Origin of the sequence: Bradyrhizobium sp. SEMIA (assembly GCF_014844175.1) — a bacterium.
GTDB lineage: Bacteria > Pseudomonadota > Alphaproteobacteria > Rhizobiales > Xanthobacteraceae > Bradyrhizobium > Bradyrhizobium arachidis.
The window spans coordinates 9,077,740-9,101,666 of sequence record NZ_CP046601.1 but is presented as its reverse complement, the minus strand read 5'-3'; the positions used below and the strand labels follow the sequence as shown (position 1 = coordinate 9,101,666).

The following is a 23,927-nucleotide window of genomic DNA, read 5'->3' as shown; positions in this document are numbered from 1 at the left end:
AGCAAATCTGATCCGCTCGGCGCAATTAGCGGACCTACGCCAGACGAGGCGCAACTTCACGAATGGGTCAAGAGGAGACATTCTACCTTTGCCTGTATCCGTCTTGCTGCTACCCTCTGAATGGATTGCGACGAACGAAACCGGGGAGGTCTTCCATACAGCCGGTCACCCGCTACGCAAAGAGCGGCGACGTTCACGTCGCCTACCAGGTATTCGGCGAAGGGCCGATCAATTTGATTCTTGCCCCATATTTTGTATCGAACATTGAGGTGTACTGGGAGCACCCCGCGGTCGCTCGATGGCTGTTGGGGTTGGTATCCTTTGCTCGGGGCGGCGCGTGCACGGTTCGGCGGCAACGGTCTGCCGGTCGCCATCATCATGACGCATGCTCATTTCGACCATGTCGGTGCGCTCAAGACCTTGGCCGGCGAATGGGACGTGCCGGTCTATCGGCCGAACATTATTATCTCGAGGGCATTTCGCTTCCGGCGCCCCACGCTTCCAGCGCCGCTTTCATCGGTGGCGCAGCAATGGCCAGATCGTAGAAGCCGAGGGAGGCTTGTGGAGCTTGCGCACCATGCCATCTGCATAGCCCCGATCGTTTCATAGGGCGCTCCCCGACGGCGCCATGCGACGAGCACTCCGAGCAGGAACGCCACGGCGAGTAATCGGAGCGGCGCCGCCGCTGTGATCCGGCGCACTCGTCGGACAGGCGCGCCGTAGCCGATCGCGCGTCGAACGACGGCTCACCCGCCCCTGCGCCATGAGATGAGGCCTTGTCCGCGGCTATAATCATTCTCGAGGCCGAATGCTTCGGTCATCGCTGAGGCGTCTGCCACGTCCACCGGTTGGTCTCCTTGGCATCGTACGTATTTTCACAGGCAACGCAGCTCTCAGATTGAGCGCGGCCCTCATGGAACCTCAACGGGGCAGCACCATTATTTCCAAATTGGCGTCGTATGGGGAAACTCGTCTTAAGCGTTGTGGTAGTCAGCCTCGCGATCGTTCTCGCGTTCGCGGTCTACGTTATCACGCTGTGAAGGAGCGGCGCTCAAGGTCGGCCGCTCAAATGAAGGGCTTGCCTCCAGTAACTGCCAAAGTTGCACCCGAGGTATAGCTCGAGAGCGGATCCGCGAGCATGACGTATGCCGTCGCAAGCTCGGCCGGTTGGCCGGCGCGCTGCATCGGCACTTGCTTGCCGAAGTTCTTCACAGATTCCTCCGGCATCGTCGACGGAATGAGCGGCGTCCAGATCGGACCGGGCGCCACCGCATTGACGCGAATGCCTTTCGCAGCCAGCATCTGCGCGAGCCCGCCCGTGAAGTTCTGGATGGCGCCCTTGGTGGTGGCGTAGGCGAGCAAGCTCGGGTTCGGCGTGTCGGAGTTCACCGAGGCGGTGTTCACGATTGCAGCTCCCGGCCGCATGTGCGGCACAGCCGCCTTGGCCAAGTAGAACATCGCATGGATGTTCACCGCGAACGTCATCTGCCACTCCTCGTCGCTGATGTCGGCAATGTCCTCGAACATCGCCTGGTGAGCCGCATTGTTGACCAGAATGTCGATCCCGCCGAGTTCATCGACAGCGCGTTGCACGACGGCAAGACAATGATCGGGACGACTGATATCGCCGGCAATCAGGACGACCTTGTGGCCTTCACGCTCAATCAGCGCCTTGACCTCGGCAGCATCATCGTCCTCGTTCAAGTAGGCGATGACGAGATCCGCTCCCTCCCGGGCGTAAGCAATCGCAACGGCACGGCCAATGCCGCTATCGCCGCCGGTGATGATCGCCTTCTTGCCGGCGAGGCGGCCCGAGCCCTTGTAGCTCTCCTCGCCGTGGTCTGGCCGCGGATTCATCGCGCCGGTCGAGCCAGGCATCGGCTGTTGCTGACTCGGAAACGGCGGCTTGGGATATTCGGTCATGGAGCAGCTCCGGAACTCTGCTCCGCTAACTGTGCTCCACCGGAAGTGTTCCTAGCGGATCCGTCACCGGACCAGCCCGCTCAAAGCGTGGACGACAGGCTGTAGCGGCCCGTTCAGTCAAGATCGACCGTGGCGAGTGTCACCGGCAGCTTGAAGCGCCGCGGGCCGACGCTCCCTGGATTGAGAGAAAGGACGCCATCGTCTTGACGCTCACCTTGTGCGAGTGGCCATAGATCACCGCATCAACGTTGTTGGGGGCCAGTCTATCCTCAAGCTCCGCCACATCGTGCAGGATGTAGAAGCAGTGCCGGCCGATCTGCACTGTTTGCGTCGCGGGATAGACGCTTGCCCAATCGCCGATATCGACATTGCCACGGATCGCGGTGACGGGCGCAATCCGGCGAAGCCGATCGATGATGTCGACAGCCCCTATATCGCCGGCGGGATGATGTGCACAACGCCGGCCAGACAACGCTCCGCCTCTGGCCGCATCAGGCCGTGCGTATGGGAAATGACTCCAATCCTAGCCATGTCACTCTCGGACCAGTACGAACTCGTTGGGGTCGCATTTTAGGAACGACAATAAAAGGCCCGCATTGCCTGCTTATTAGCAGGAGCACGCACATGGGCAACACTGGAGTTGGAATGCTTTTGGGAGATACTTCCGTGAAAGCATGGTATCTTCTGTTGCTGGGCGTCGTCGTCCTCGGCATCGCGATTTGGTACGGCCTCAGACGATCAGGCCATTTGCGGCGCAGCGAGCGAGCCCAACTCGACCGGAATACGGAAGCTGCCCAGCGCCGGGACGACCCGCAAAAGCCGGTCGTGAGGTGATGGAGCCGAACACGATGGTGAGTTCAACAGATGCTTGAAGACCTTCGCGCGATCGCCCAGCCGGGCGCAATCCTTGCTGTCGTCATCGTCCTGCTGCTGATGGCTGCAGCCGATGCGGCCATCGTCGTCACCACCAAGGGCTGGCCGTTTTAGTCCGGTCACATGGACAATGTTGGACAGGTATTCTTTAAAGGTTGCGCGCCTCTCCTGCGGACCGCCATCGGCACGACGGCTACCTACGTAGCGCTGGTTGTCCTGCTCCGCATCGCCAGTCCTCGAACGCTCGCCAAATGGTCTGCGTTCGATCTGATGGTCACAGTTGCGCTCGGCTCCGCATTTTGCCAATGGCGTCCTCTCAGGCAGTATCAGCGTGGCGCAGTCGTTGGTCGGGTTCGTCATCCCGATCGGGCTGCAATTCATCATCGCATTTTTAGTGGCGCACCGGAGCAGCTTGCGAGTGGTCGTCAATCCGCAGACCGCGCTTCTGCTTCACAACGGGTAGTTTGCGCACGACGCCACGCGGCGCCAGCGCGTGGCGGAGGCCGATGTGCGTGCTGCAATCCGACATCAAGGCATTGACTGCATTGAGAATGATGGCGCGGTCGTGCTTGAGGCGGACTGCACTTTCAGCGTCACAAGCAGCTCGGCCCAGGCGCCTCCGCGCTCGCCGACGTCCCCGAGCTTGGCGGCTCCAATTCAGCAAACCGACACACACACATGAATAGGAACCTTCATACGATTGACCGGTTCCGCCTCCCACAGGGGAGCACGGCGAACATCGATGCCTGTCCGAATGCGAACGGCCCTGGTGCCATTTGTGACACTGCCGCTGGCTGCCTGCGCCGGGCGGCAGTCCGCGCTCGACCCCCATGGAATTCAGTCCGATCAAATCCTTCGCACCCTCTTCGTCTTTCTGATGATCGCGGCAATCGTCTGGCTCGCCGTCGTGATTGTGCTCGGCATTGGTCTGTTGCGTCGAAAGCGCGCCGCCGAACGGCCGCTCGCGCTGCACTTGCCGTTCGAGCAAGCCACTGGTCGCGTCGTGCTGGGATTAGGACTCGCGACCCTCGTGATCGTGCTCGGGCTCTCGATCGTCAGCTATGCCGGTCAGCGCACCGTGTTCGCCAAGGACGACAGTGCCCTCACACTCAAGATCATCGGCCATCAATGGTGGTGGGAGGTGCATTATGAAGGTGATAGCCCCGACCGGAGCTTCGTGACCGCCAACGAGATCCGGATTCCCACCGGTCAGCCGGTGAAAGTGGAGCTGGAATCCGCCGATGTGATCCATAGCTTCTGGGTCCCGAGCCTGACCGGGAAGATGGACCTGGTCACCGGGCAGGCCAACGAGCTTCAATTCACGGCTAAAAATGCTGGCGTCTACCGCGGACAGTGCGCCGAGTTCTGCGGACTTCAGCACGCCCATATGGCGTTCGCCGTGCTCGCATTGCCGCCGGACGAATTCGGCCGCTGGCGGGATCACGAAAACCAGAGCGCCAATAGTCCCGCGGACCAGCTTGGCAAGCAGGGCGAGCAGCTATTCCGCGCGAGGGGCTGCGCACTCTGCCACAATATTCGCGGAACGCTGGCCGGCGGGCAGCTGGGGCCCGATCTGACACATGTCGGTAGTCGCACGACTGTCGCGGCCGGGACGCTGCCGATGGCGCCGGCGACGCTCGGCGCCTGGATTGCCGATCCCCAGCACATCAAGCCCGGCAATTTCATGCCGAAGATGCCGGTGCAATCGGACGAACTCATCGCAATTCTGCACTATCTGGAGCAGCTCAAGTGAGCATGGCAGCTGACGAACGCGAATTGCGGGACGACGCGCTGAACGGCTTGCAGCTGTCGACACGGCTCGAAACTGTCTGGCGTACGCCTTCCGGACTCCTCGGCGCGCTGATGTCCGTCGACCACAAAGTCATAGGTCGCCGCTACATCGCGACTGCATTCGCGTTCCTGACACTCGGCGGCATCCTTGCAGTGTTGATGCGCATTCAGCTGGCGAGGCCGGAACAAACGTTCCTGTCACCAGACAAGTACAACCAGATCTTCACGATGCATGGCTCGACGATGATGTTCCTGTTCGCCGTGCCCGTCATGGAGGCATTCGCTGTTTACCTCGTGCCGCTCATGGTGGGCACGCGCAACATCGCCTTTCCGCGCCTGAACGCCTTCAGCTACTGGATGTATCTCTTCGGCGGCTGCTTCCTCTGGATCTCTTTCCTAGTCAATACCGGACCGGATGTCGGCTGGTTTGCCTATGTCCCGCTCTCGTCCCTGCAATACACGCCGACGAAACGGCCCGATGTCTGGGCGCAGATGATCACTTTCACAGAGGTCGCGGCGCTGGCGGTTTCCGTGGAAATCGTCGTCACCGTCTTCAAGCTGCGCGCCCCCGGTATGACGCTCGATCGCATTCCGCTGTTCGTCTGGGCGATGCTCGTCTCGAGCTTCCTAGTGATGTTCGCGATGCCATCGATCATGGTCGCGTCGACGTCGCTGATCCTTGATCGCCTCGTCAATACCCGTTTCTACGACCCCTCCTCCGGCGGACATCCGCTGCTCTGGCAGCACCTGTTCTGGTTCTTCGGTCACCCCGAGGTCTACATCATCTTCATTCCCGGCACGGGCATGGTCTCGGCGATCCTCGGAACGTTCTGCCGGCGCCCCGTGATCGGCTATCCCGTCGTCATTCTTTCACTGATCGCGACCGGATTTCTCTCGTTCGGTCTGTGGGTCCACCATATGTTCGTGACCGGCCTGCCGCAGCTCGGCGCCGGCCTGTTCACGGCCTCCAGCATGCTGATCGCGGTGCCGAGCGGGCTGCAAATTTTCTGCTGGCTGGCGACGCTTTGGGACGGCCGCCCAGTCTACCGAACGCCGCTATTGTTCGTGCTCGGCTTCCTGGTGATCTTCGTGCTAGGTGGCCTGTCCGGCGTCATGGTCGCATCGGTGCCGATCGATACCCAGGTGCACGACACCTATTTCGTGGTCGCGCACTTCCATTATGTTCTGATCGGGGGCGCGGTCTTCCCTCTCATCGGAGCCGTCTATTACTGGTTCCCGAAAATCGCCGGCCGTATGATGAGCGAGCGGCTCGGCCGCTGGAATTTCTGGTTCGCCTTTGTTGGCTTCAATGTCGCGTTCTTTCCGATGCACATCCTCGGGCTGATCGGAATGCCGCGACGTGTTTATACCTATACTGCCGACATGGACTGGGCCCATCTGAATCTTCTGTCCAGCGGCGGCGCCGTGATTTTCGCGATCAGCTTTGCGCTGCTGCTCGTCAACGTGATCTCCAGCCTTCGCAGCGGCGCCCTTGCGGGCGATAACCCCTGGGACGCTTCGACGCTGGAATGGGCGACCTCCTCACCTCCACCGCCGCACAATTTCGATCGTATTCCCGTCGTCAAGCACCGCGATCCCCTATGGTTCGACAGCGACAGTCTTCCCGTCGTCGCCGGGCTCAGCGTCGAGCGACGCGAAGTCTTGTTGACATCGCTCGCGGAGGCCGACCCTCAGACCCGCGAGGCTTCGCCTGAGTCGAGTGTTTGGCCGCTCATCACGGCGATTGCGACAACCATTTTCTTTATCGGTTCGATCTTCACACCTTGGGCTGTGCTCTGGGGCACCCCTCCGATGGCCGTCGCTCTGATCGGCTGGTTCTGGCCGACCGGCAGCAAGGAGGACGAGGAGTGAGACAAACCATCGTCCGCAACGTCGCCGAACTGCCAACCTATGGCTACGGCCCGAAAAGTGGCCCATGGTGGGGCGCCATGGGTTTCATGGCGCTTGAGGGTATGGGATTCGCCATTGCGATCGGTACATACCTTTATCTCTATGCCGTAAATTCCGATTGGCCGATCGGTGCCGCGCCTCCGGATCTTTGGCCGGGCACGGTCGAGGTCGCAATTTACCTGTTGAGCATCATCCCGAACGAGATGACCAATCGCGTTGCGCACCGGCAGGACCTCACGAAAGTGCGCATTGGCCTCATTGTGATGTCGCTGATCGGCATCGTTCTGCTGGTCCTCCGCGGCTTTGAATTCGCGCATCTCAACACGCGTTGGGACAACTCTGCCTACGGATCGATCGTCTGGCTCATCCTCGGACTCCATACGACGCATCTCGCCACCGATCTCGGCGACACGGTGGTGTTGACGGTGCTGATGTTCACCCGTCACGCCAGGCCGCGCCGGTTCAGCGACGTCACCGACAACGTATTCTACTGGAATTTTGTCGTGCTGGCCTGGCTGCCGCTTTACGCTTTGCTCGACTGGGTGCCGCGCCTATGACGGCCAACGATACCCATACAAGACTGCTCTACTGGGCCGGGGTCGCGCTCGGTCCGCTTGCCTGGGGGATTAACCTGCAAGGCGTCTACGCGTTCGCGCACTTCTCCTGCGAGACGACGCGCGTGAGTGGCACTATCATGGGGGCGGCACTGGCTATCGTCGCCCTCGTCGGCACCGCGATATCCGCACGCGCCGTTCGTCGCGGCGCCGGCGCCGAATGGGCCGATGCGCAGGGCGGGGGTCCCCGGACGTTCATGGCGTGGCTAGGAGTCGGCAGCGGCGTCCTGTTCGCGCTCGTGATCGCAAACCAGCTTGCGGCTTCGTTGATGATCAGCCCATGCCTGCGCTGAGCCTGCTCGCGCTTCTTCTCGCCCTGCTTGTACGGCCGGCGATGGCCCATGGCATCTCGCAGGTCGATCCGGGATCGTTATGGAGCTTCGATCCCTGGCTTTTAAGTCCGCTCTACGTCGTCGGCATCGGCTTCTACGGGGGAACGCAGCGGCTCTGGCACCATGCCGGCGGCGGACGCGGTGTCAGCTTCGCCCAGGTCGCTGCATTCTGGACGGGATGGCTGATCGTGGCACTCGCGCTGACCTCGCCCCTGCATTGGCTCGGCGAGCGCCTGTTCACCGCCCACATGGTCGAGCACGAGCTGCTCATGGTCGTGGGCGCGCCTTTGATGGCCTTTGCCCGCATCAATGGGCCGATGATGTGGAGCTTGCCGGCTGCGCTTCGTCCCGCGGCAGGTCGATGCTTGAACCTGCCGATCGTGGCACGGCCATGGGCGCTGATCAGCCACCCTATCAGCGCGACGGCTCTCCACGGTCTCGCGCTGTGGATCTGGCATGCGCCGCCACTCTATGCCTGGGCCCTGCAAAACACCGGCATCCACCGCCTGCAGCACATCAGCTTCTTTGCAACCGCATTGTTGTTCTGGTGGATGCTGCTGCATGGCCGCGGGGCCGGTCGCAGCGTACGGCTTCGTGACGGTATCGCAATTGTCTGCCTGTTCGTCACCGTAATGCACTCCGGTGTGCTCGGCGCGCTGCTCACTCTGTCGACCCGCCTGTGGATTCCATCCCAAGATGTCTTTGCAGATGAATTCGGACTGACGCCGCTCGAGGACCAGCAACTCGCCGGCATGCTGATGTGGATGCCCATGGGCATTCTCTACACCGGCGCGGCGCTATTCTTCGCCTATCGCTGGTTGACCGCGATGGAGGAGCATTCCCGCTTGCGTCCCATCCGGGCCGATTGATCTAGCTCGGCCTCTTCATAGGAACCGCGTGATGCAACCGACGTTCGCCTGCTATAAACAACTTCTGCGGAGCGCCTATGGCTAAACATTCTGCTCTGGCAATAGCAGCCGTCATGGCGGCAACATGTTCGATTTCGGCCACCGCGTTCGCGCAGGATCAGCCCCAAGCGGCAGCGCCCTGCCCCATTGACCATGACCATCTCGCAAATACTCTTCGAAAGAGCGTGAAGCCTGGCGGCAGCCCCACTAATGGCGGCCTCGACAACAACGAATGGGCTGCGGTCGTGAACCGACAGGGCATCGTCTGCGCCGTCGCCTTTAGCGGCGGCAAGGTCGACGATCAATGGCTCGGCAGCCGAGCAATCGCGGCCGAAAAGGCAAACACGGCCAACGCCTTCAGCTTGAAAAGCACGGCGATGGCGACAGCCAACCTCTATGCCGGCGCCCAGCCCGGTGGATTCCTGTTCGGCGCGGGGTTGAGTAATCCACCATCCCCTGAAGCGATCTATGCTGGCACGCCGGACCAATTTGGGACCGATCATGATCCCATGGTCGGCAAGCCCGTCGGCGGAGTGATCGTCTTCGGCGGCGGGCTTGCGCTCTATGACGACAAGGGCATCGCCGGCGCGCTGGGTGTCAGCGGCGACAGCTCTTGCGCCGATCACAATGTCGCCTGGCGGGTCCGACACCAGCTCGGACTTGATCGTGTGCCGGCGGGGGTCAGCCCAAACATGAAGGATGCGATCATCTATGACATGGGCCCCGACGGCAAAAGCCCATCCGGATTTGGTCATCCCAAGTGCAATGGCAAAGAAGATCAGATCGGAGTCGATCTTGGCGCTGCTGTCTCAGGCAACGTCGTGCGGTAGCACAGACGCTCCCAAGCAGCGTTAGGAACCAAGCACAGGCGCGAGGTTTGTACGTGCGCAAAGCGGCCTGCAACGCAGCACGGCCTAGCCAACGCAGTGGAGAATTCACCTATGTTAATCCCTCGCGTCGGGCGGCGATTGCGCCGAGCGTTTGGCGCGCTTTGCACCTGCAGCGTGTTGCTATCACCCGCCTTTGCCCAAAGCGATCTTGCCGCAAGGATGAAGGACCCCGGTCAATGGCCAATGGCTGCCCGCGACTACGCCAATACGCGCTACAGCGATCTTGACCAGATCAACGCGAGCAACGCCGCGCATTTGCAGCTTGCGTGGACGTTCTCGATCGGAGCCGACCGCGGCCAGGAAGCCGCCCCGCTCATCATTGATGGCATGATGTATGTGGTCGGCCCCTATGCTGGCCCCTACCCCAATCGCGTCTTTGCGCTGGATGCCACCACGGGCGAGATTAAATGGTCCTACGCACCGAAGCCCGAGCCCGCAGCGGCAGGGGTTGCTTGTTGTGACGTCGTCAGTCGCGGACTCGCATTTGACAACGGCAAGATCTTCCTGAACACGCTCGACAACCATTCCGCCGCGATCGATGCCAAGACGGGCAAGGAACTCTGGCATACGAAACTTGGCGAGATCAACAAGGGCGAGACCATCACAATGGCGCCCGTCGTTGTGAGGGGTAAAGTTCTCATCGGGAACAGCGGGGGCGAACTTGGCGTGCGCGGCTGGGTCACCGCGCTCGATGAAAACACCGGGGCGATCGCCTGGCGCGCCTATGCGACGGGTCCTGACACGGATGTGTTGATTGGCGACGACTTCAAGCCGTTTTACGACAGTCTCAAAGGCAAGGATCTCGGCGTGAAGAGCTGGCCCGCCGATCGCTGGCAGGTCGGCGGCGGCACCATGTGGGGATGGATCTCCTACGACCCCGATCTCAACTTGATTTATTACGGTACCGCCAACCCAAGTCCCTGGAATGCAAACCAGCGCAGCGGCGACAATCTCTGGAGCACAACCATTTTTGCCCGCGATCCGGACACAGGCTACGCCAAATGGGCCTACCAGGTGAATCCGCACGATCTCTTCGACCATGACGAGATTAACGAGAATGTGCTGGTCGACCTCGAGCTCGGAGGCAAGCTCCGCAAGGTCCTGATCCATCCCGGGCGCAATGGCTACATGTATGTCATCGACCGCGCCACCGGCGAAGTGATCTCGGCGGACGCGTTCGACTTCGTCAATGCCTATAAGGGCGTCGACTTGAAGACGGGAAAGATCATTCCGAACGAAGAGAAAACGACGCTGCTCGGCAAGACCATCGAAAATATCTGTCCGAGCGCTCCCGGCGCCAAGGACTGGCAGCCGTCAGCGTGGTCGCCGCGCACCAAGCTGCTTTACGTGCCGCATCAGCATCTCTGCATGAACTTCAAGGCCTATCAGGTCGGTTACATCGCCGGAACGCCCTATGTCGGCGCCGACGTCGACATGTATGCCGGCCCCGGCGGTTATCGCGGCGAGTTCATGGCGTGGGATCCGATCGCGCGGAAGAAGATCTGGGAAATCCACGAAAAGCTTCCAGTCTGGAGCGGGGCACTCGTAACGGCCGGCGATGTCGCGTTCTACGGAACCATGGATCGTCTGTTCAAGGCGGTGGATGCAAAGAATGGGCACGTGCTCTGGCAATTCCGTGCCGGCTCCGGCTTCATCGGCCAGCCGATCTCCTACCGCGGCTCGGACGGACAACAATACATCGCGATCCTGTCGGGTGTGGGCGGCTGGCCCGGTGTGGTGGCCAACGCGGAGGTCGATCCACGCGTGCGCAATGGCGCACTCGGCTTTACAGGTGCGACGCAGGACCTGCCGTTCTACACCACCGGCGGCAGCGAACTGCTGGTGTTCAGGCTTGGCGCCACTGGTCAGGATAACGGTCATGCGCCTGCGCAGTGATTGTGCCGCCATCACCCTTGGCTGTCTGATCGGGCTCGCTTCTCCCGCAATCGCGGCGCCAGATGGCGAACTTCGCGTTTGCGCTGATCCGAACAATCTGCCGTTTTCCAACAGCGCGGAAGCAGGGTTCGAAAACAAGCTCGCGACGATGATCGCGCAGTCCTTTAGAAAGCAGGTCGTCTACACTTGGTGGGTACAGCGCCGTGGATTTGTCCGCAACACCCTGAGGGCCGAAAAGTGCGACGTCGTGATGGGCGTGCCTGCCGGCTACGATCTGGTGGAGACCACCAAGCCGTATTATCGCTCCACCTATGTCTTCGTTACCCGGCAGGATCAGAATCTCGATCTGTCCTCCCTGCTTGACCCGCGCCTGCATCATCTTGTCATCGGCGTACATCTCGTCGGCGACGACGGCAATAATCCACCACCGGCAGAGGCGCTTGGTGAGCAAGGCATCGTGGACAACGTCCGAGGCTACTCAATCTATGGCGATTACCGCCAAGCTGACCCGCCCGCACGCTTGATCGAGGCAGTCGAGCACGGCGAAATCGACGTCGCCGCCGCATGGGGGCCGCTGGGCGGCTACTTCGCTCAGCATTCGCCAGTGCCTCTCACGGTCACCCCAGTGCAGGACGGCGAACGCTTCGCGCCCCAGCAATTCCAGTTCGCCATCGCGATGGGCGTGCGCAAGGGCGACCACGCCCTGCGTGACCGATTGAACTCCTTCATCGATGAGCATCGGTCCGACATCATCTCGCTGCTTCGCAGTTACGGCGTGCCCCTCGTCGAACTCCCGGCAACCGCTTCCGGAGGACATCAGTGATGCGTGCGATTGCCACCTCCGTATTGCTGCTGATCGCCGTAAGCGGTCCTGCAGGCGCCCAGCAAAGCCTCCCGCAATCGCAGGAGGCACAGGTCCCGACCGTGGCGGCGCGCCCGAACTTCGGCGAGAGCGTCGGCAACGGCAGGCCGGGCGTGTTCATGCAGGTCCCGGTCACCCATCTCTTTCCCGGCGCGCAGCCAAATCCGCCGCAAATCAAAAATCCTTCGCAGGGCGACCCGAATGCGGAGCAGCGCGGAATGACCTACTTCGTCAATTTCAACTGCATCGGCTGCCATGCGGCTAACGGCGGCGGCGGCATGGGCCCGGCGCTGAGCAACAGCACGTTCACTTATGGCGCGCAGCCTGAAAATATCTATCTCTCGATCTATCAGGGCCGGCCGAATGGGATGCCCGCTTGGGGCGGCGTGCTGCCGGACAGCGTGATCTGGGACCTCGTGACCTATATCGGCAAGATCGGCAACGAGCCGAGCCATCAATGGGGTCGCACGTTCTCGGCAAACCCGCTCTCACCAGAGGTCGAGCAGGTCCCAAGCGAGCAGGTCTCAACGACCGATCCGTGGTCGGCAACCAAGACGTTCGGTTTCGGCCAGAAACCCTGATCAAGCGATCGGAGCAGTTCATGGGCCACAACCCTGCCAGTCCCGTCATTCGCGTGGTGATCGCCTCTTTGATGGCGTCAGGGCTTGGCGCCTGCGGGCAGAGCAAAGCCGCCGGACCGGACAATTTCGATGGTGACGCGCATCGTGGGGCGAAGCTGATCGCGCATTACCAGTGCGGAAGCTGTCATGAGATTCCGGGCATTGCGGGTGCGGACGGCAACGTCGGTCCGCCGCTCCGACGCGTGGGAACACGGACCTACATTGCTGGCTTCATTCAAAATTCGCCCGACAACATGGCGTACTGGATCGAGGATCCGCAACGGATGTTGCCAGGCAATGCAATGCCGGGGATGGGCATCCCGCAGAACGACGCTCGCGATATTGCAGCTTTTCTCTACACGCTCAACTAGCCGAGCAACCTCCGATGATCCCTTTCAACACCCTCTTCCGCGAAACGCCTTGGCTTGCCGTTACCATTGTGGTTCTCGCCATAATGGGTCTGTATCTGTTTCTCGGCGGCGTCTGGCTTACCACCCTGGGCGGCTCTCCTTATTATGTGATTGCCGCAGTCACTCTTCTGGTCATCGGCTGGCTGCTGGCGAACCGCCGCGCTGCCGCGCTCTGGGTTTATGCTGCACTACTGCTCGGCACAATGGCGTGGGCCATGTGGGAGGTCGGGCTGGATTTTTGGTCACTGGCACCCCGCGGTGACATTCTCGTGCCACTCGGAGTATGGCTGCTATTGCCCTTGGTTTCAGCGCGCTTGATGCCGCGATTACGAGCGGCGCGATCGGCTCTTGGCCTCGTCCTCATCATTGCAGCAGTTGTTCTGGGCGTTTCGCTCGTCAAGGACCGCCGCGCCATCGCAGGCGTTCTGCCGGATAGCGACACATCAGCAGCTGCAACGCCGGCCGGGCCTGCGGCGGGCGCGGACTGGACAGCCTATGGCGGTACCGGCTTCGGCACCCGATATTCCTCGTTGAACCAGATCACCAAAGACAATGCGAAGGACCTCAAGCCGGTGTGGGAGTTTCGGACCGGTGACCACAAGGGACCTGATGATCCGGACGAGATCACCAATCAGGCGACGCCGCTCAAGGCCGGCGATCTCCTCTACACCTGCTCTCCGCACCAAATCGTGTTTGCGCTCGAAGCCGCGACGGGGAAACTGCGCTGGAAGTTCGACCCGCACGTTCAACACAACAAGGCCTTCCAGCATATGACGTGCCGCGGCGTGGCCTATCACGCTGCCAAATCCGGCGCGCAAACCGCTGACGGCGCTGCTGCCCCGAGCGAATGCCCGGCACGGATTTTCCTGCCGACAAACGATGGTCGCATGTTCGCACTGGACGCCGAGAGCGGCAAACCCTGTGAAGGATTTGGTGATCACGGGCAAATCGACCTCAAGCAGGGTAGCGAGGTGACGACGCTCGGGTTTTATGAGGGAACCTCCCCGCCAGTCGTGACCGACAAAATGCTGATCGTCGGCGGAGCCGTCATCGACAACTACTCGGACCGCGTACCTTCCGGCGTGATTCGTGGCTTCGACATCTATTCTGGACACCTGATATGGGCATTCGATGCCGGCAATTCCGACCCGAACGAGATGCCTTCGGCTTCACATCATTTTACGGCTGGCTCGCCCAATTCCTGGAGCATCTCGGCGGTCGACGAAAATCTGGGCCTCGTCTACGTCCCGCTCGGCTCAAGCTCTCCTGACATCTGGGGCGGCGACCGCTCGGCAGACAAGGAGCGCTACGATTCCGCGCTGGTCGCGCTCGATATCGCCACCGGCAAGTTGCGCTGGTCGTTCCAGAACGTCCATCACGATCTCTGGGACATGGACATGCCATCGCAGCCAAGTCTGGTCGATCTTCGGGTCGGCCAGGGAGTGATCCCCGCGATCTACATTCCAGCCAAGACCGGCGATATCTTCGTGCTCGACCGCCGCGACGGGCACCAGCTGGTGCCGATGCCGGAGAAACCGGTGCCGCAGGGGCCTGCGTCGGGCGACCGGCTGTCGCCGACCCAACCCTTCTCCGAATTGAGCTTCCGCCCGCGCGGCATGCTGACCGGCACGCAGATGTGGGGCAGTACGATGTTCGACCAGCTCGCCTGCCGCATCAAGTTCAAGCGCCTGCGTTACGAAGGGCCATTCACGCCGCCATCGGAGCAAGGCACGCTGGTGTTCCCCGGCGATTTCGGAATGTTCGAGTGGGGCGGCATCGCCGTCGATGCAGGGCGGCAGATCGCAATCGCAAATCCGCAATCCATCCCCTTCATCTCCCGCCTCGTGCCGCGCGGAAAAGACAATCCCGCGGCGCCGAATGCAGCACATCCGCCTGGCACAGAACTCGGCGTGCAGCCGATGTACGGCGCACCCTATGGCGTCGATCTCGGCATTTTCCTTTCGCCGCTCGGCATCCCCTGCCTTGCGCCGCCCTGGGGAACCGTTGCAGCTATCGACCTCAAGACGAACAAGGTCGTCTGGCAGCATCGCATCGGCACGATCCGCGATCAGGCACCTGTTCCACTCCCCTTCAAGCTCGGCGTGCCCATGCTGGGCGGACCAATGATGACGGCTGGCGGCATCTTCTTCATCACGGGAACGATGGATAACTACATCAGGGCGTTCGACGTCGACGATGGCAAGCTGCTCTGGCAGGATCGGCTTCCCGCTGGCGGGCAGTCGACGCCGATGACGTACGAGTCCGGCGGCAAGCAGTATGTCGTGACGGTCGATGGCGGTCACGGCTCGTTCGGTACCAAACTCGGTGATTACATTAGGGCCTACGCATTGCCGTGACGGCGACGACCTCCGCGCGCTCTCACTTTGGGCCTGCGCGGAGAGCGGGCCGCGGACACGGCCAATGCCACACAGGCAGCAATACCGACCATCACAAGCCCCGCGCTGATGATGCCAGCCGGCGGAAGCTGTTTCCTCGCCAGCCAACCGCCATCCGCCGAAGTACCGTCCGACGAGACGTTGATCAGACTACCCTCGTTGATCGGCGCGCGTCGCGCGCGCGACAGCAGGAAACGAAACGCTCGTCCCAGCAGATCCTCCGTCAGCTTCGGAGCGATCGCATACGACATCTGACCGGCGCGTGCCGGCCAGCCGACGGCCACCTCGTCGCGAGGTGCTTGAACCAGACTCAAAAATGTCCGGGCGACGTCTTCGGACTGATACAGCATCGGACCAGGATCGAGCTGCTTTCCGGACACGTTCGCGCCGTGCACGAAGCCCGGCGTGTCAACCATCGCCGGAAACACGCCGCAGACATGAATGTTGGGGTGCGCACCGAGCTCCTGACGCAGGCTAGCGGTGAACCCGCGCAGGCCGAATTTGCTTGCCGTGTAGGCGGCGGCGAACGGCGTGGGCGCCCAGCCTCCTAGCGAAATGTTGTTGATCAGGATCCCGCGCTTTTGACGCAAAAAGATCGGAAGCACGGCGAAAGCACCGTGCATCGTTCCCAGCAAGTTTACCTCGATCGTGCGGCGATGAAGCGCCAGATCGGCGTCCTGATAGGCCCCGAACACGCCCGTGCCGGCATTGTTGATCCAGACATCGATGCCGCCGAACGTGTCCTCTGCCTGCCAGGCTAGAATCTTTACCGCCTGCGCGTCAGTGACATCGGTCGGGACTGCCAACGCCCGCCCCCCCGAGCGCCTCGCATTCGGCTGCAAGCCGCGCCAGAACTTCACCGCGTCGCGCGGCCAGCGTGACGCTGGCGCCTTCGCGCGCGAACGCAAGCGCCGCGGCTCGGCCAATTCCGCTGGATGCGCCAGTGATGACCACGCGTCTGCCGGCATTTGGCCGCGTCGGTGCCGCCGCGTCTACCATTGGAAGGATCCAGCGCAGGGATCGTCGAAGTCGGGCAGATCCCTCCGTAGCGAACCAATCGCCATGCGCGAAAATGACACGCTCGGGAGCAAGGTCCACAAGCCGCTCGGCTGCGGCCTGCACCGAACGGCCGCCGAGGTGCGACAGGAGCCGCAAGTAAATCGGAGCTCGTCCGTCGGGCTTGGTGATGCCCAGCACATTTGCGACAGCCTCGGTCAGAGCCGGAAGGTGGCTCGCGTTCAGATTCTGGACGAGATCCGTGAGGATCAGCGTGCGGCTGCGTTTGTCGAATATCTCGACCTCGGAAAACATCGGAGCATTGACGGCGATGGTTTCGAATTCCGCCGTCCATGCGTCGGGCACAATGTCGCCGAGTTCCTGATCGATCCGAACACCGGCCTTTCGAACCTGCCGCCGCGCCGCAAGGCCCCGCGCAGCGTATGTCACGGCATGCGGCAACTCCTTTTGCCACGCAGGCAGGAACATCCAGTGCGCGACATTCGGCGCCAAAAGGAACTTGATTGACCCCAATTTTCCCATTTCATCGCGAAGGGCCAAAGAATATCGCACCGGTGAGTGCAACACGAGATCGCCGTTGGAGAGCCTGATGACCGTCATGCGCACCGGCAGTTGCAACCCAGCAGCGTTTATCGGTCGATCATCGGCCATCCAGATATCATCGGTAACCCTTGTGAGGCGGGCCTTCGAAATCATGGCATCAGGCTTGTTCATGAAGTTTCCAATCAGGCTGCTGCTCCAAATCCCTGGACTGATGCCCGTTCCAAGGAGGAAGCCCTTAGAGGCCGACGTGGGTCGCAGCGCGCCGCCTGACCGCTCACGTTCGCGATGTGCCGGGGCTGCGGGCTTGCGCGGGAACAACGGTTCCTGCATATCAATATGATTAACGTCGATCAATTTACACCGCGCGATTATCCGACACGAACTGGCGTTCTCGCGACGCAATGCGCCCGAGCTCTGCACTGTCGCCAAAGAGGGCGCAGGGAAGGCCGGGTGCCGGCTGGCACCCGCGGTTCACTGTGCGAATATTGCGCTACAAGAGGCTGCACAACGGCATAGAGGTGAAGACAGGACATCCAGCCTTCCCTGCGCAGTGCGTTGACGGCTTATGTCGTGATCTCCCTGGGGAGCGATACACTATTGCCCCCGTCGCCTTGCGGATCACTGGTGCGCGAGCCCGGTTGGGCCACATGCATCACCACAAGACTTGGCGCACAAACTCCGGGCGTCAGGACCACACGTCTCTATTTTGGCATTCGGTGAAACACGCCGAAACTAAGAAAGCCATTTAAAACAAGTGCTTTTCCACTACCTGATATGGGCTGTTTCAGCGGGCTTCACCAAAATAAGGGCCCGGCCCTAAGCCTTCAGCGTCCGCACGACAGACTGAAAGCCCTAAAGCCGAGCCCTTTGGTCCCGAGCCTTAGGAGCCGAAACCACATGGATAGTAGCATTGTCCCTTCCCGCGCCGGCAAGCGGGGCCACAACAGCAGCGTCATTCTGACCGACCGGATGTACGAGAAGCGGGTCCCCAAGCGGACCAAGCTCTACGACCGCAAGTGCCCTGGCCTCTACGTCAGCATCACCGCGGCAGGCCTAGCCACCTTCGCCTTCAAGTTCACCGACAGGCAGTCCGGCAAGCAGCGCACCGGCTGGCTCGGCGTCTACAATCCGGAAACCTTCACGATCGAGGACGCCCGCAGCAAGGTCTACGGCCTCAAGGCCATGGGCGGCAACGCGCTTGCCGAGACCTTCCACGACCAGAAGACCGCAAAAGCGAAACGCGGCAAGACCGTCGCCGAGATCATCGACGAGCGCATCAAACGGATGAAGACGCCAGGCAAAAAGCCGGACGGCGAGATGCGACCTCGGCTGGAAAGCTGGGAGAACACGGCGAGCCACCTTGACCGCTTTATCCGCCCTCGCCTCGGCAAGAAGCTGGCCATGGAGGTCACCAAGCACGACATCGCCACGCTCTCGAACGATATCGTCGGGTGCAAGTTCGGCAAGCCCTCGGTCAGCAACGCGCGCCATATGCGTAAAGGGGCCTCGGGCCTGTTCAACGGGGCGGCAGAAGCGGGCCGCGACTACGTGACGGCCAGCCCCTGCGTCAACCTGCCCAAGCTGGACGCTGAGCATCCTCGTACTCGGGTTCTGTCCGAGGATGAAATCAGGATCTTCTGGCACGGGCTAGACCGCAACGACCTCCCCTATGACCGGCGGACGCGGCTGGCGCTCAAGTTCGAGTTGGTCACCATGCTGCGCTCTCGTGAACTGCTCGGTGCGCACCGGGACGAGCTATTTGACCTCGATGGCGAATACCCGCGCTTCGACGTCCCGCTCAAGCGGGTTAAGAAGCGCCGGGTGATCCAGCAGCCACTGTCTGATCTGGCCGTCGAAATCATCAAGGAGGCGCTCGCCTCGGACCGTCAGCAGTTTGTGTTCGAGAGCCCGATGTACAAGGGCCAGCCGATCCACCGCAAGGCAATGGCGGACGCGCTGCGCGGCACTAAGCACGAGAGGAACAAGGACAAAACTAAGACCGCCGGCCTCTGCGAACTGCTCGGCCTCAAGCCATTCACGCCGCATGACCTTCGCCGGACAGCAGCGACGTTGGCCGGCGATCTCGGCTTTGACGACGTGTGGATCGCGAAGTGCCTCGATCATGCTGCGGGCAAGAAAGCGGAGCAGATCGTACCGACCGTTACCGGCAAGGTCTACAATCACTCGAAGCGGATGAAGGAGAAACGCGCAGTGCTGAATGGCGTCGCGGCCGAATTGCGCCGGATCGTCGGCGAGCCCGCGTCTGCGATGCCCGCGAAAGCCGACCTGCGTCTCGTCAGTCTCGTCACCTGAGCCTCAGCCTAGATTTATTGCCCACTTAGATAGCGCGCGGTAACGGCGGGACCGTGCTGCGGCCGATCGATGCCGCCTTAGGTAGAGAGATTGTTCACGGTAAATGCCGTGATCCTGCAGCCGATCACGGGCACATGGCTCGCCTGGTCGAACGGGTATTCCCTTGGCGATGGAGTAGCTGGGTGGGCGATCATCAGCCAGAAGATCGCCAGCACGGCTGCGAACGCCGGAAATCCGAATGCGAACCACGAGCGGAAGAGACGGCAATATGCGGCAGGCAGCTTGGCGTCCGTCTCGATCGCGCGAAAGGCAACGTTCGCGCATTCGTATTTGCATGCACACCACAGGCAGCCAGAAGGCTGCCGGTCACCACCACGTAGAGTGCGATGGACACTGGGACTGATTGACGCATCTTTCGCTGCCGCTCATCCACCCTCTTTTATCAGGCCTGCGCCGGATGCGGCAAACCGAGAAGGCAGGGCCAGGAACAGAACCGGACTGACTGAGTTCGAGCTGTCTAACCTTTTACGGAGTGACAAAATGAGCCGCGGAATGCCGTCCATGACTGCACTTCTCGGATTGCTCGCCATCGCGGGTTATCAGAATCGGGACAAGCTGGCGGAGTTTCTCAAAGGCCCGGGTTCTGGATCTCTCGAGCCCGCCAATGCCCAACAGCCGCTTGGCGGCTTGCTCAGCAACCTCACGGGCATGCTGAGCGGGGCAGGTGTCGGCGGACTGCTCCAGGGCGGAATTGGCGAGCTGCTGGAAAAATTTAATCAAAACGGCCACGGGGACGAGGCTCGGTCTTGGGTCAGTTCGGGGCCGAACAAAGAGATATCGCCCCCGCAGCTGCGGGAAGCAATCGGCCCCGACGTGTTAGACAAACTCGAGAAGGAGACCGGGCTTTCTCAAGAGGAAATTCTCGGAAGGTTGTCGCGCGAGCTGCCCCAGGCAATCGACAAGTACACACCTGAGGGGCGTTTACCCACCTCATAACCTTCGAACTGTCGCTGTTATCTATGCAGGAGGAGCGAAGCATGAGTATTATCTGGACTATCATTATCGGCTTTATCGCGGGGGTGATCGCAAAATTCATCATGCCGGGGGACAACGAACCCTCCGGGTTCATCCTTACGACCATCCTCGGGATCGTTGGCGCCTTCGTTGCCACATATCTGGGCCAGGCCCTGGGCTGGTACCGTCCCGGAGAGGGTGCCGGACTCATCGGCGCCGTGGTCGGCGCCATTATCGTGCTCTTCGTGTATGGCCTCTTCGCCGGACGGCAACGGCGCGCGATTTGAAGAGCGGCTTTTTTCAAAGATCCTTTTTCTTGAAGCGAATCGTGCTTGATCAAGTACACGCAAAGGGCGCGCCGCCGATTACCGGCGCGCCCCGCCTCATTTGTCTGATTAAGGAGACTTGACCTCTGCACGAGCAGCTGTCGCGGCCTCCATGCCGGCTTGCTTAACCCGGTCCACCATTTCCGCGCCAGTGTCGTTGATTTCTGCGACGACCGTGTCCGAAGCTTCCCGCACGGCTTGCGAGACCGCGCCGGCGCGCCGATTCAGGTCGGCCTTCACATCGTCGCTGACTTCGCCAATATACTTGTTCTCGATCTCGGACGCGCGAAACGCGCCTGCAACCGCCGCACCGATGGCGATGCCCATGATCCCGAGCACGAGGGGTTGCCGTTCGAGTAGATCGGCGAGTGACGATTTCGCATTGTTTAGTGCTTCTCTATCGTGAAGCGAGTTGCCGAGGTTGCTAAATTTCTGCTGCGCGAAGGCGACGCCCTCCTCGAAACGATCTCGGACGTTGTCCGCAGCTCCCGAGACCGCATCGGAAGCGGCGGCGTTCGCGCCGCGAAGAGCTTCTCCGACGCCTAGCGAACTGTCGTCTTCCATTTCAGGTGCGGTCGGAGGCGCCACGGTCTGCTTGACAGCGGATACCGCCGATCTGAGACCACTTGTCCCAATGTCCGCGGCGGGTGCGACCGCCTCCACAGCCGAAAGCGCCGCAGTCTTCAGCTTCTGGTCACCGGCGAGCAACCAGAGCGCTCCGCCTCCGATCAGCGCGGCGGCAACCGGGTTTTCCCGGGCGGCGGTCACCAAATTATCCATAAAGCTGGTTCTTGTGCTGTTCATTGCACCATTCCCTTCACGGTATCCTTATCCTTTTCGAGCTGGCCGATCGTTTCCCGGGGGGCCAGATGACGCGCATCAAGCCGGTTGATGCCCATTGCGACCAGCGCGCCGGCTACGGCTGCGGCGATAACCGCCGATGTCAGATATGACAGCGGCTGCGACCATCCCGCGGAGATCAATGCCGCGGATAGGGCAAACAGGGCCATGACGATAGCCGGGATCACCAGAACGGCGCCACCTACGATCAGGCCCAGCGCCCCACCGATCTTTTGAAGCTTGTCGCCAAGCTCCGCCTTCGCCAGATCAATCTCGTTCTGGAAGAGCTTGGCGAACTGCGACATGGCATCGCCGAGCAGCGTCGAGATCGCCCTGAACTCGCTCTGGCCGGTTTTGATATCACGCTCGATGCTCATGGTGCTTTGCTGCCCTGTGTGGATGAGGTTTGTTGCGAACTAGGACCGCGCCGCACCGACTCCTGAGCCCAGCTTTGTTGTCCCGCCGAAAACGCGGTCCCGCCCGGCTGCTGACCGCTTCCCGACGACGATCTGTCCGTCGAGTCGCGCTGCCCTGGGGATGAGGACCGTCCTTCCGATGCCTTCAGAAAGCGGACGGCGGCGAAGCCCGCAAGCACCGATATCCCGAGAAAGGCGGCAGGCTGACGTTTGGCGAAATCGGTTGCGCCTTCGACGAGATCTCGGAAGCTCCCCTCCCGGATCTTCTGCGCGGCGCCCTCGACATAGTCGGCGGCGGAATCGATGCCACGTGCCGCGAATGGTACGTCGGTCTCAAAAGCTCTGCCGGCTTCACGGATGTTGCCGGCCAGGCGCTCGACAAAATCTGCACCGGATCGCTGCTGCTCGCGCGCCTGGCTCTGGATCTGGTCCACGGCTCCTTCCGCGACCCCCTTTGCTGCATCCGCGGCCTCGCCAAACTTGTCGCGCGCGAGATCGGCCGATGCCTGGAAAGCATCGCCGGCGCGTTGCTTTATCTCCGCGCCGGTATCGCCAATCTGTTCTTTCATATCCTTCGGGGTGCCCTTGTCCTGGCTCTTTCCAAATTGGGTGACGTTGTGCGGGTCCAGATCGCTCATGATAGTTTTCCTTCAAGTGTTGCTTTGAGAGGGGCTAAAGGCAGCTTTGACCACATCGTCCGCAGCCTCTTTCAATGTGTCAGCCATGTTCTGGGTCATACGACTAGCTTGGTTGCCAAGATCAGCCTCGGCGACCTTCTGCGCCGCAGCATCGGCTGCCGATGTGGCCGCGTCTTTCGCTGCCTCGAATCCGGATTGCGCGGCCGCGCCCGCAGCCTGCTTCACTCCGTCGCTTGCGCGTCCCATCACCTTTGCCTCAGCCTTCGTCTCAGGAAGAGCCGCAGCAATGATGGCGCCAATCGCGACGCCCAGGCCTGCTATGAGTGCAGCATTGTCGCCAATGACTTGTCGCGCCTGATCAGGCGCGCTCGCAGCGGCATCTTTGGCTGCATCCACACCGCTCTTGAGCCTTTCACTTGCCAAATCGACGGCCCCCGCCGCGCTCGCCCGGAGATCAGCGGCGAGACCAGGGGCCTTATCCTGCGGGTCACCAGCCATCCCAGCAGTTCGGCTTTGGGCGGAGGATAGCGTCTCCTTGGCATCGCCCTGCATGGCCCGCGCGCCTTTCGTCGCCTCCTTAAGCATCCGACCGGCTTTGTCCATGATCGGATCGGCGGCATCGGCAGCGCGATCCCGCACCGTCTTCGAAGTCAGGGCAAGCCCAGCGCCGATCATGAGAAGGGGCATCGGCGTACCCCGCATCAAACGCAGCAACGGAACGCCCACTGCAGCGCCCGCGGCCACTGCCTGCATCGGATTGTTCATGATCTGTTGCTTCAGCCCGTCCAGCCAGCTCTGGGTCTTGTGGCTGACGTAATCGGTGACTTCGGATTTAATGTGCGCTGGCGAGACTTTATGGCGGATGTCGTCGGCGGTGTCCGATATCTGATCCTTCAATTGGCTTACCGTCGCCGCCAACTCCGCGCGGCTGCGCTCGGACTCGCGCCTCAACTCCTCCACGGATCGTGTCATCGATTCATCCTCTTGCTTACTTTCTCTATTTGGTGACGAACTCACGCTTTGTTGAATTGTTCCTCGCGTGGCCTGGCGGTTGCTCGTCACGATAAGAAGGAGTGCGATCAGCGCGCACGGAGTGCGGCGATTGACGACCGTAAATGCTGGCCCGGAAGCCACCCGCTACGACGGATGTTGCGGTGCGGTTTCGAGCCTGAACGTCGGTTAGATGGCCAGCATCCGACTGCAGGGTTGCTCGGCTGAAAGATGGTGATCCGCCGATCTTGATCGCGGGGCTAACGGCGCCCGCGTTGCTCTCGTAACTGATCTCGAACGCGAAGCCGCCGCTTCTCGCGCTCATTTTTCCCTTCAACCGCACAGGGGATGTATCACCGTCGTTCTTCCCTTCGCTTACAGGGAATGGAAGATCGCCAACTGGG

At 61.3% G+C, this 23,927-nt stretch carries 22 protein-coding genes and 2 pseudogenes; 15 read left to right on the top strand and 9 right to left on the bottom strand.

The features are described 5' to 3' along the window. Positions 1-378 precede the first annotated feature (378 nt). Positions 379-438: pseudogene (locus FOM02_RS47440) on the top strand (MBL fold metallo-hydrolase); the annotation flags it as partial. Between the two features lie 627 nt (positions 439-1,065). Here FOM02_RS47440 and FOM02_RS43485 read toward each other — a convergent pair. The 3 genes from FOM02_RS43485 to FOM02_RS43475 form a co-directional block, all read right to left on the bottom strand. Next, positions 1,066-1,923, bottom strand: a complete 858-nt coding sequence (locus FOM02_RS43485; protein WP_027561288.1) for a glucose 1-dehydrogenase — start codon at positions 1,921-1,923, stop codon at positions 1,066-1,068. Between the two features lie 139 nt (positions 1,924-2,062). Then, positions 2,063-2,395, bottom strand: coding sequence for a metallophosphoesterase family protein (locus FOM02_RS43480; RefSeq protein WP_322596936.1), 333 nt, complete (start codon positions 2,393-2,395; stop codon positions 2,063-2,065). 266 nt (positions 2,396-2,661) lie between these two features. Next, positions 2,662-3,156 (bottom strand): hypothetical protein, encoded by a 495-nt coding sequence (locus FOM02_RS43475; RefSeq protein ID WP_156950897.1) that lies wholly within the window; start codon positions 3,154-3,156, stop codon positions 2,662-2,664. Positions 3,157-3,496: 340 nt separating this feature from the next. On the opposite strand from FOM02_RS43475, the gene coxB reads away from it, so the two are divergent. From coxB to FOM02_RS43420, 11 genes are all read left to right on the top strand, one after another. Continuing rightward, positions 3,497-4,549 (top strand): cytochrome c oxidase subunit II, encoded by a 1,053-nt coding sequence (coxB, locus tag FOM02_RS43470; RefSeq protein WP_265441123.1) that lies wholly within the window; start codon positions 3,497-3,499, stop codon positions 4,547-4,549. Positions 4,550-4,551: 2 nt separating this feature from the next. Further along, positions 4,552-6,459 (top strand): cytochrome c oxidase subunit I, encoded by a 1,908-nt coding sequence (gene ctaD, locus FOM02_RS43465; RefSeq protein ID WP_035730388.1) that lies wholly within the window; start codon positions 4,552-4,554, stop codon positions 6,457-6,459. Then, on the top strand, positions 6,456-7,055 hold the full coding sequence (locus FOM02_RS43460) for a cytochrome c oxidase subunit 3 (protein ID WP_027561294.1): 600 nt from the start codon (positions 6,456-6,458) through the stop codon (positions 7,053-7,055). Before ctaD ends, FOM02_RS43460 begins: the two co-directional genes overlap by 4 nt. After that, on the top strand, positions 7,052-7,405 hold the full coding sequence (locus FOM02_RS43455; RefSeq protein ID WP_265441122.1) for a hypothetical protein: 354 nt from the start codon (positions 7,052-7,054) through the stop codon (positions 7,403-7,405). The genes FOM02_RS43460 and FOM02_RS43455 overlap by 4 nt, the downstream gene beginning before the upstream one ends. Next, positions 7,393-8,313, top strand: a complete 921-nt coding sequence (locus FOM02_RS43450; protein ID WP_265441121.1) for a cytochrome c oxidase assembly protein — start codon at positions 7,393-7,395, stop codon at positions 8,311-8,313. The genes FOM02_RS43455 and FOM02_RS43450 overlap by 13 nt, the downstream gene beginning before the upstream one ends. A 77-nt stretch (positions 8,314-8,390) precedes the next feature. Continuing rightward, on the top strand, positions 8,391-9,182 hold the full coding sequence (locus FOM02_RS43445) for a heme-binding protein (RefSeq protein WP_265441120.1): 792 nt from the start codon (positions 8,391-8,393) through the stop codon (positions 9,180-9,182). A 111-nt stretch (positions 9,183-9,293) separates the two neighbouring features. Further along, positions 9,294-11,138: a methanol/ethanol family PQQ-dependent dehydrogenase gene (locus tag FOM02_RS43440; RefSeq protein ID WP_265441119.1), complete on the top strand. Its 1,845-nt coding sequence runs from the start codon at positions 9,294-9,296 to the stop codon at positions 11,136-11,138. Next, positions 11,122-11,961 carry a substrate-binding domain-containing protein gene (locus tag FOM02_RS43435; protein ID WP_265441118.1) on the top strand — a complete coding sequence of 280 codons (840 nt, stop codon included), beginning with the start codon at positions 11,122-11,124 and terminating at the stop codon, positions 11,959-11,961. Before FOM02_RS43440 ends, FOM02_RS43435 begins: the two co-directional genes overlap by 17 nt. Before the next feature lie 23 nt (positions 11,962-11,984). Beyond that, positions 11,985-12,581 carry a c-type cytochrome gene (locus tag FOM02_RS43430; protein WP_416207748.1) on the top strand — a complete coding sequence of 199 codons (597 nt, stop codon included), beginning with the start codon at positions 11,985-11,987 and terminating at the stop codon, positions 12,579-12,581. A 20-nt stretch (positions 12,582-12,601) separates the two neighbouring features. After that, the gene (locus tag FOM02_RS43425) at positions 12,602-12,991 is read left to right on the top strand and encodes a c-type cytochrome (protein ID WP_265441117.1); all 390 of its coding nucleotides are present in this window, start codon (positions 12,602-12,604) and stop codon (positions 12,989-12,991) included. Positions 12,992-13,074: 83 nt separating this feature from the next. Further along, entirely contained in the window at positions 13,075-15,387 is a 2,313-nt protein-coding gene (locus tag FOM02_RS43420) for a membrane-bound PQQ-dependent dehydrogenase, glucose/quinate/shikimate family (protein WP_416207802.1), read from the top strand. Here FOM02_RS43420 and FOM02_RS43415 read toward each other — a convergent pair. Next, positions 15,372-17,157 (bottom strand): annotated as a pseudogene (locus FOM02_RS43415) (SDR family oxidoreductase). The gene FOM02_RS43420 and the pseudogene FOM02_RS43415 overlap by 16 nt on opposite strands. A 798-nt stretch (positions 17,158-17,955) precedes the next feature. Between FOM02_RS43415 and FOM02_RS43410 the strand changes: the two are divergent. Further along, positions 17,956-19,299, top strand: a complete 1,344-nt coding sequence (locus tag FOM02_RS43410; RefSeq protein ID WP_265441115.1) for a tyrosine-type recombinase/integrase — start codon at positions 17,956-17,958, stop codon at positions 19,297-19,299. Between the two features lie 77 nt (positions 19,300-19,376). On the opposite strand, the gene FOM02_RS47020 is transcribed toward FOM02_RS43410, so the two are convergent. Next, positions 19,377-19,580 carry a DUF2269 family protein gene (locus tag FOM02_RS47020; protein WP_322597002.1) on the bottom strand — a complete coding sequence of 68 codons (204 nt, stop codon included), beginning with the start codon at positions 19,578-19,580 and terminating at the stop codon, positions 19,377-19,379. Between the two features lie 259 nt (positions 19,581-19,839). On the opposite strand from FOM02_RS47020, the gene FOM02_RS43400 reads away from it, so the two are divergent. Together FOM02_RS43400 and FOM02_RS43395 are read left to right on the top strand one after the other, a co-directional pair. Continuing rightward, positions 19,840-20,295, top strand: coding sequence for a YidB family protein (locus FOM02_RS43400; protein ID WP_265441114.1), 456 nt, complete (start codon positions 19,840-19,842; stop codon positions 20,293-20,295). Between the two features lie 41 nt (positions 20,296-20,336). After that, complete coding sequence (locus tag FOM02_RS43395; RefSeq protein ID WP_197948269.1) at positions 20,337-20,600, top strand: GlsB/YeaQ/YmgE family stress response membrane protein; 264 nt, start codon at positions 20,337-20,339, stop codon at positions 20,598-20,600. 108 nt (positions 20,601-20,708) lie between these two features. Here the strand turns inward: FOM02_RS43395 and FOM02_RS43390 are convergent, their stop codons facing one another. Genes FOM02_RS43390 through FOM02_RS43375 form a run of 4 tightly spaced genes read right to left on the bottom strand, consistent with a single transcriptional unit; the run spans position 20,709 to position 23,505 of the window. Continuing rightward, entirely contained in the window at positions 20,709-21,443 is a 735-nt protein-coding gene (locus FOM02_RS43390; RefSeq protein WP_265441113.1) for a hypothetical protein, read from the bottom strand. Then, a complete protein-coding gene (locus FOM02_RS43385) occupies positions 21,440-21,856 on the bottom strand; it encodes a phage holin family protein (RefSeq protein ID WP_265441112.1) in 417 nt (138 codons plus the stop codon). Before FOM02_RS43385 ends, FOM02_RS43390 begins: the two co-directional genes overlap by 4 nt. Continuing rightward, complete coding sequence (locus FOM02_RS43380; RefSeq protein ID WP_265441111.1) at positions 21,853-22,533, bottom strand: hypothetical protein; 681 nt, start codon at positions 22,531-22,533, stop codon at positions 21,853-21,855. The genes FOM02_RS43385 and FOM02_RS43380 overlap by 4 nt, the downstream gene beginning before the upstream one ends. A 12-nt stretch (positions 22,534-22,545) precedes the next feature. Continuing rightward, complete coding sequence (locus FOM02_RS43375) at positions 22,546-23,505, bottom strand: DUF3618 domain-containing protein (RefSeq protein WP_027561306.1); 960 nt, start codon at positions 23,503-23,505, stop codon at positions 22,546-22,548. Positions 23,506-23,927 lie beyond the last annotated feature (422 nt).

What these genes read in the sequence shown, in the direction of transcription:
- FOM02_RS43485 (WP_027561288.1), bottom strand. Translation starts at nt 1,923, where the DNA reads ATGACCGAATATCCCAAGCCGCCGTTTCCGAGTCAGCAACAGCCGATG.
- FOM02_RS43475 (WP_156950897.1), bottom strand. Translation starts at nt 3,156, where the DNA reads ATGACGAACCCGACCAACGACTGCGCCACGCTGATACTGCCTGAGAGG.
- ctaD (WP_035730388.1), top strand. Translation starts at nt 4,552, where the DNA reads ATGGCAGCTGACGAACGCGAATTGCGGGACGACGCGCTGAACGGCTTG.
- FOM02_RS43455 (WP_265441122.1), top strand. Translation starts at nt 7,052, where the DNA reads ATGACGGCCAACGATACCCATACAAGACTGCTCTACTGGGCCGGGGTC.
- FOM02_RS43450 (WP_265441121.1), top strand. Translation starts at nt 7,393, where the DNA reads ATGCCTGCGCTGAGCCTGCTCGCGCTTCTTCTCGCCCTGCTTGTACGG.
- FOM02_RS43445 (WP_265441120.1), top strand. Translation starts at nt 8,391, where the DNA reads ATGGCTAAACATTCTGCTCTGGCAATAGCAGCCGTCATGGCGGCAACA.
- FOM02_RS43440 (WP_265441119.1), top strand. Translation starts at nt 9,294, where the DNA reads ATGTTAATCCCTCGCGTCGGGCGGCGATTGCGCCGAGCGTTTGGCGCG.
- FOM02_RS43435 (WP_265441118.1), top strand. Translation starts at nt 11,122, where the DNA reads ATGCGCCTGCGCAGTGATTGTGCCGCCATCACCCTTGGCTGTCTGATC.
- FOM02_RS43425 (WP_265441117.1), top strand. Translation starts at nt 12,602, where the DNA reads ATGGGCCACAACCCTGCCAGTCCCGTCATTCGCGTGGTGATCGCCTCT.
- FOM02_RS43420 (WP_416207802.1), top strand. Translation starts at nt 13,075, where the DNA reads ATGGGTCTGTATCTGTTTCTCGGCGGCGTCTGGCTTACCACCCTGGGC.
- FOM02_RS43410 (WP_265441115.1), top strand. Translation starts at nt 17,956, where the DNA reads ATGTACGAGAAGCGGGTCCCCAAGCGGACCAAGCTCTACGACCGCAAG.
- FOM02_RS43400 (WP_265441114.1), top strand. Translation starts at nt 19,840, where the DNA reads ATGAGCCGCGGAATGCCGTCCATGACTGCACTTCTCGGATTGCTCGCC.
- FOM02_RS43395 (WP_197948269.1), top strand. Translation starts at nt 20,337, where the DNA reads ATGAGTATTATCTGGACTATCATTATCGGCTTTATCGCGGGGGTGATC.
- FOM02_RS43390 (WP_265441113.1), bottom strand. Translation starts at nt 21,443, where the DNA reads ATGAACAGCACAAGAACCAGCTTTATGGATAATTTGGTGACCGCCGCC.
- FOM02_RS43385 (WP_265441112.1), bottom strand. Translation starts at nt 21,856, where the DNA reads ATGAGCATCGAGCGTGATATCAAAACCGGCCAGAGCGAGTTCAGGGCG.
- FOM02_RS43380 (WP_265441111.1), bottom strand. Translation starts at nt 22,533, where the DNA reads ATGAGCGATCTGGACCCGCACAACGTCACCCAATTTGGAAAGAGCCAG.
- FOM02_RS43375 (WP_027561306.1), bottom strand. Translation starts at nt 23,505, where the DNA reads ATGACACGATCCGTGGAGGAGTTGAGGCGCGAGTCCGAGCGCAGCCGC.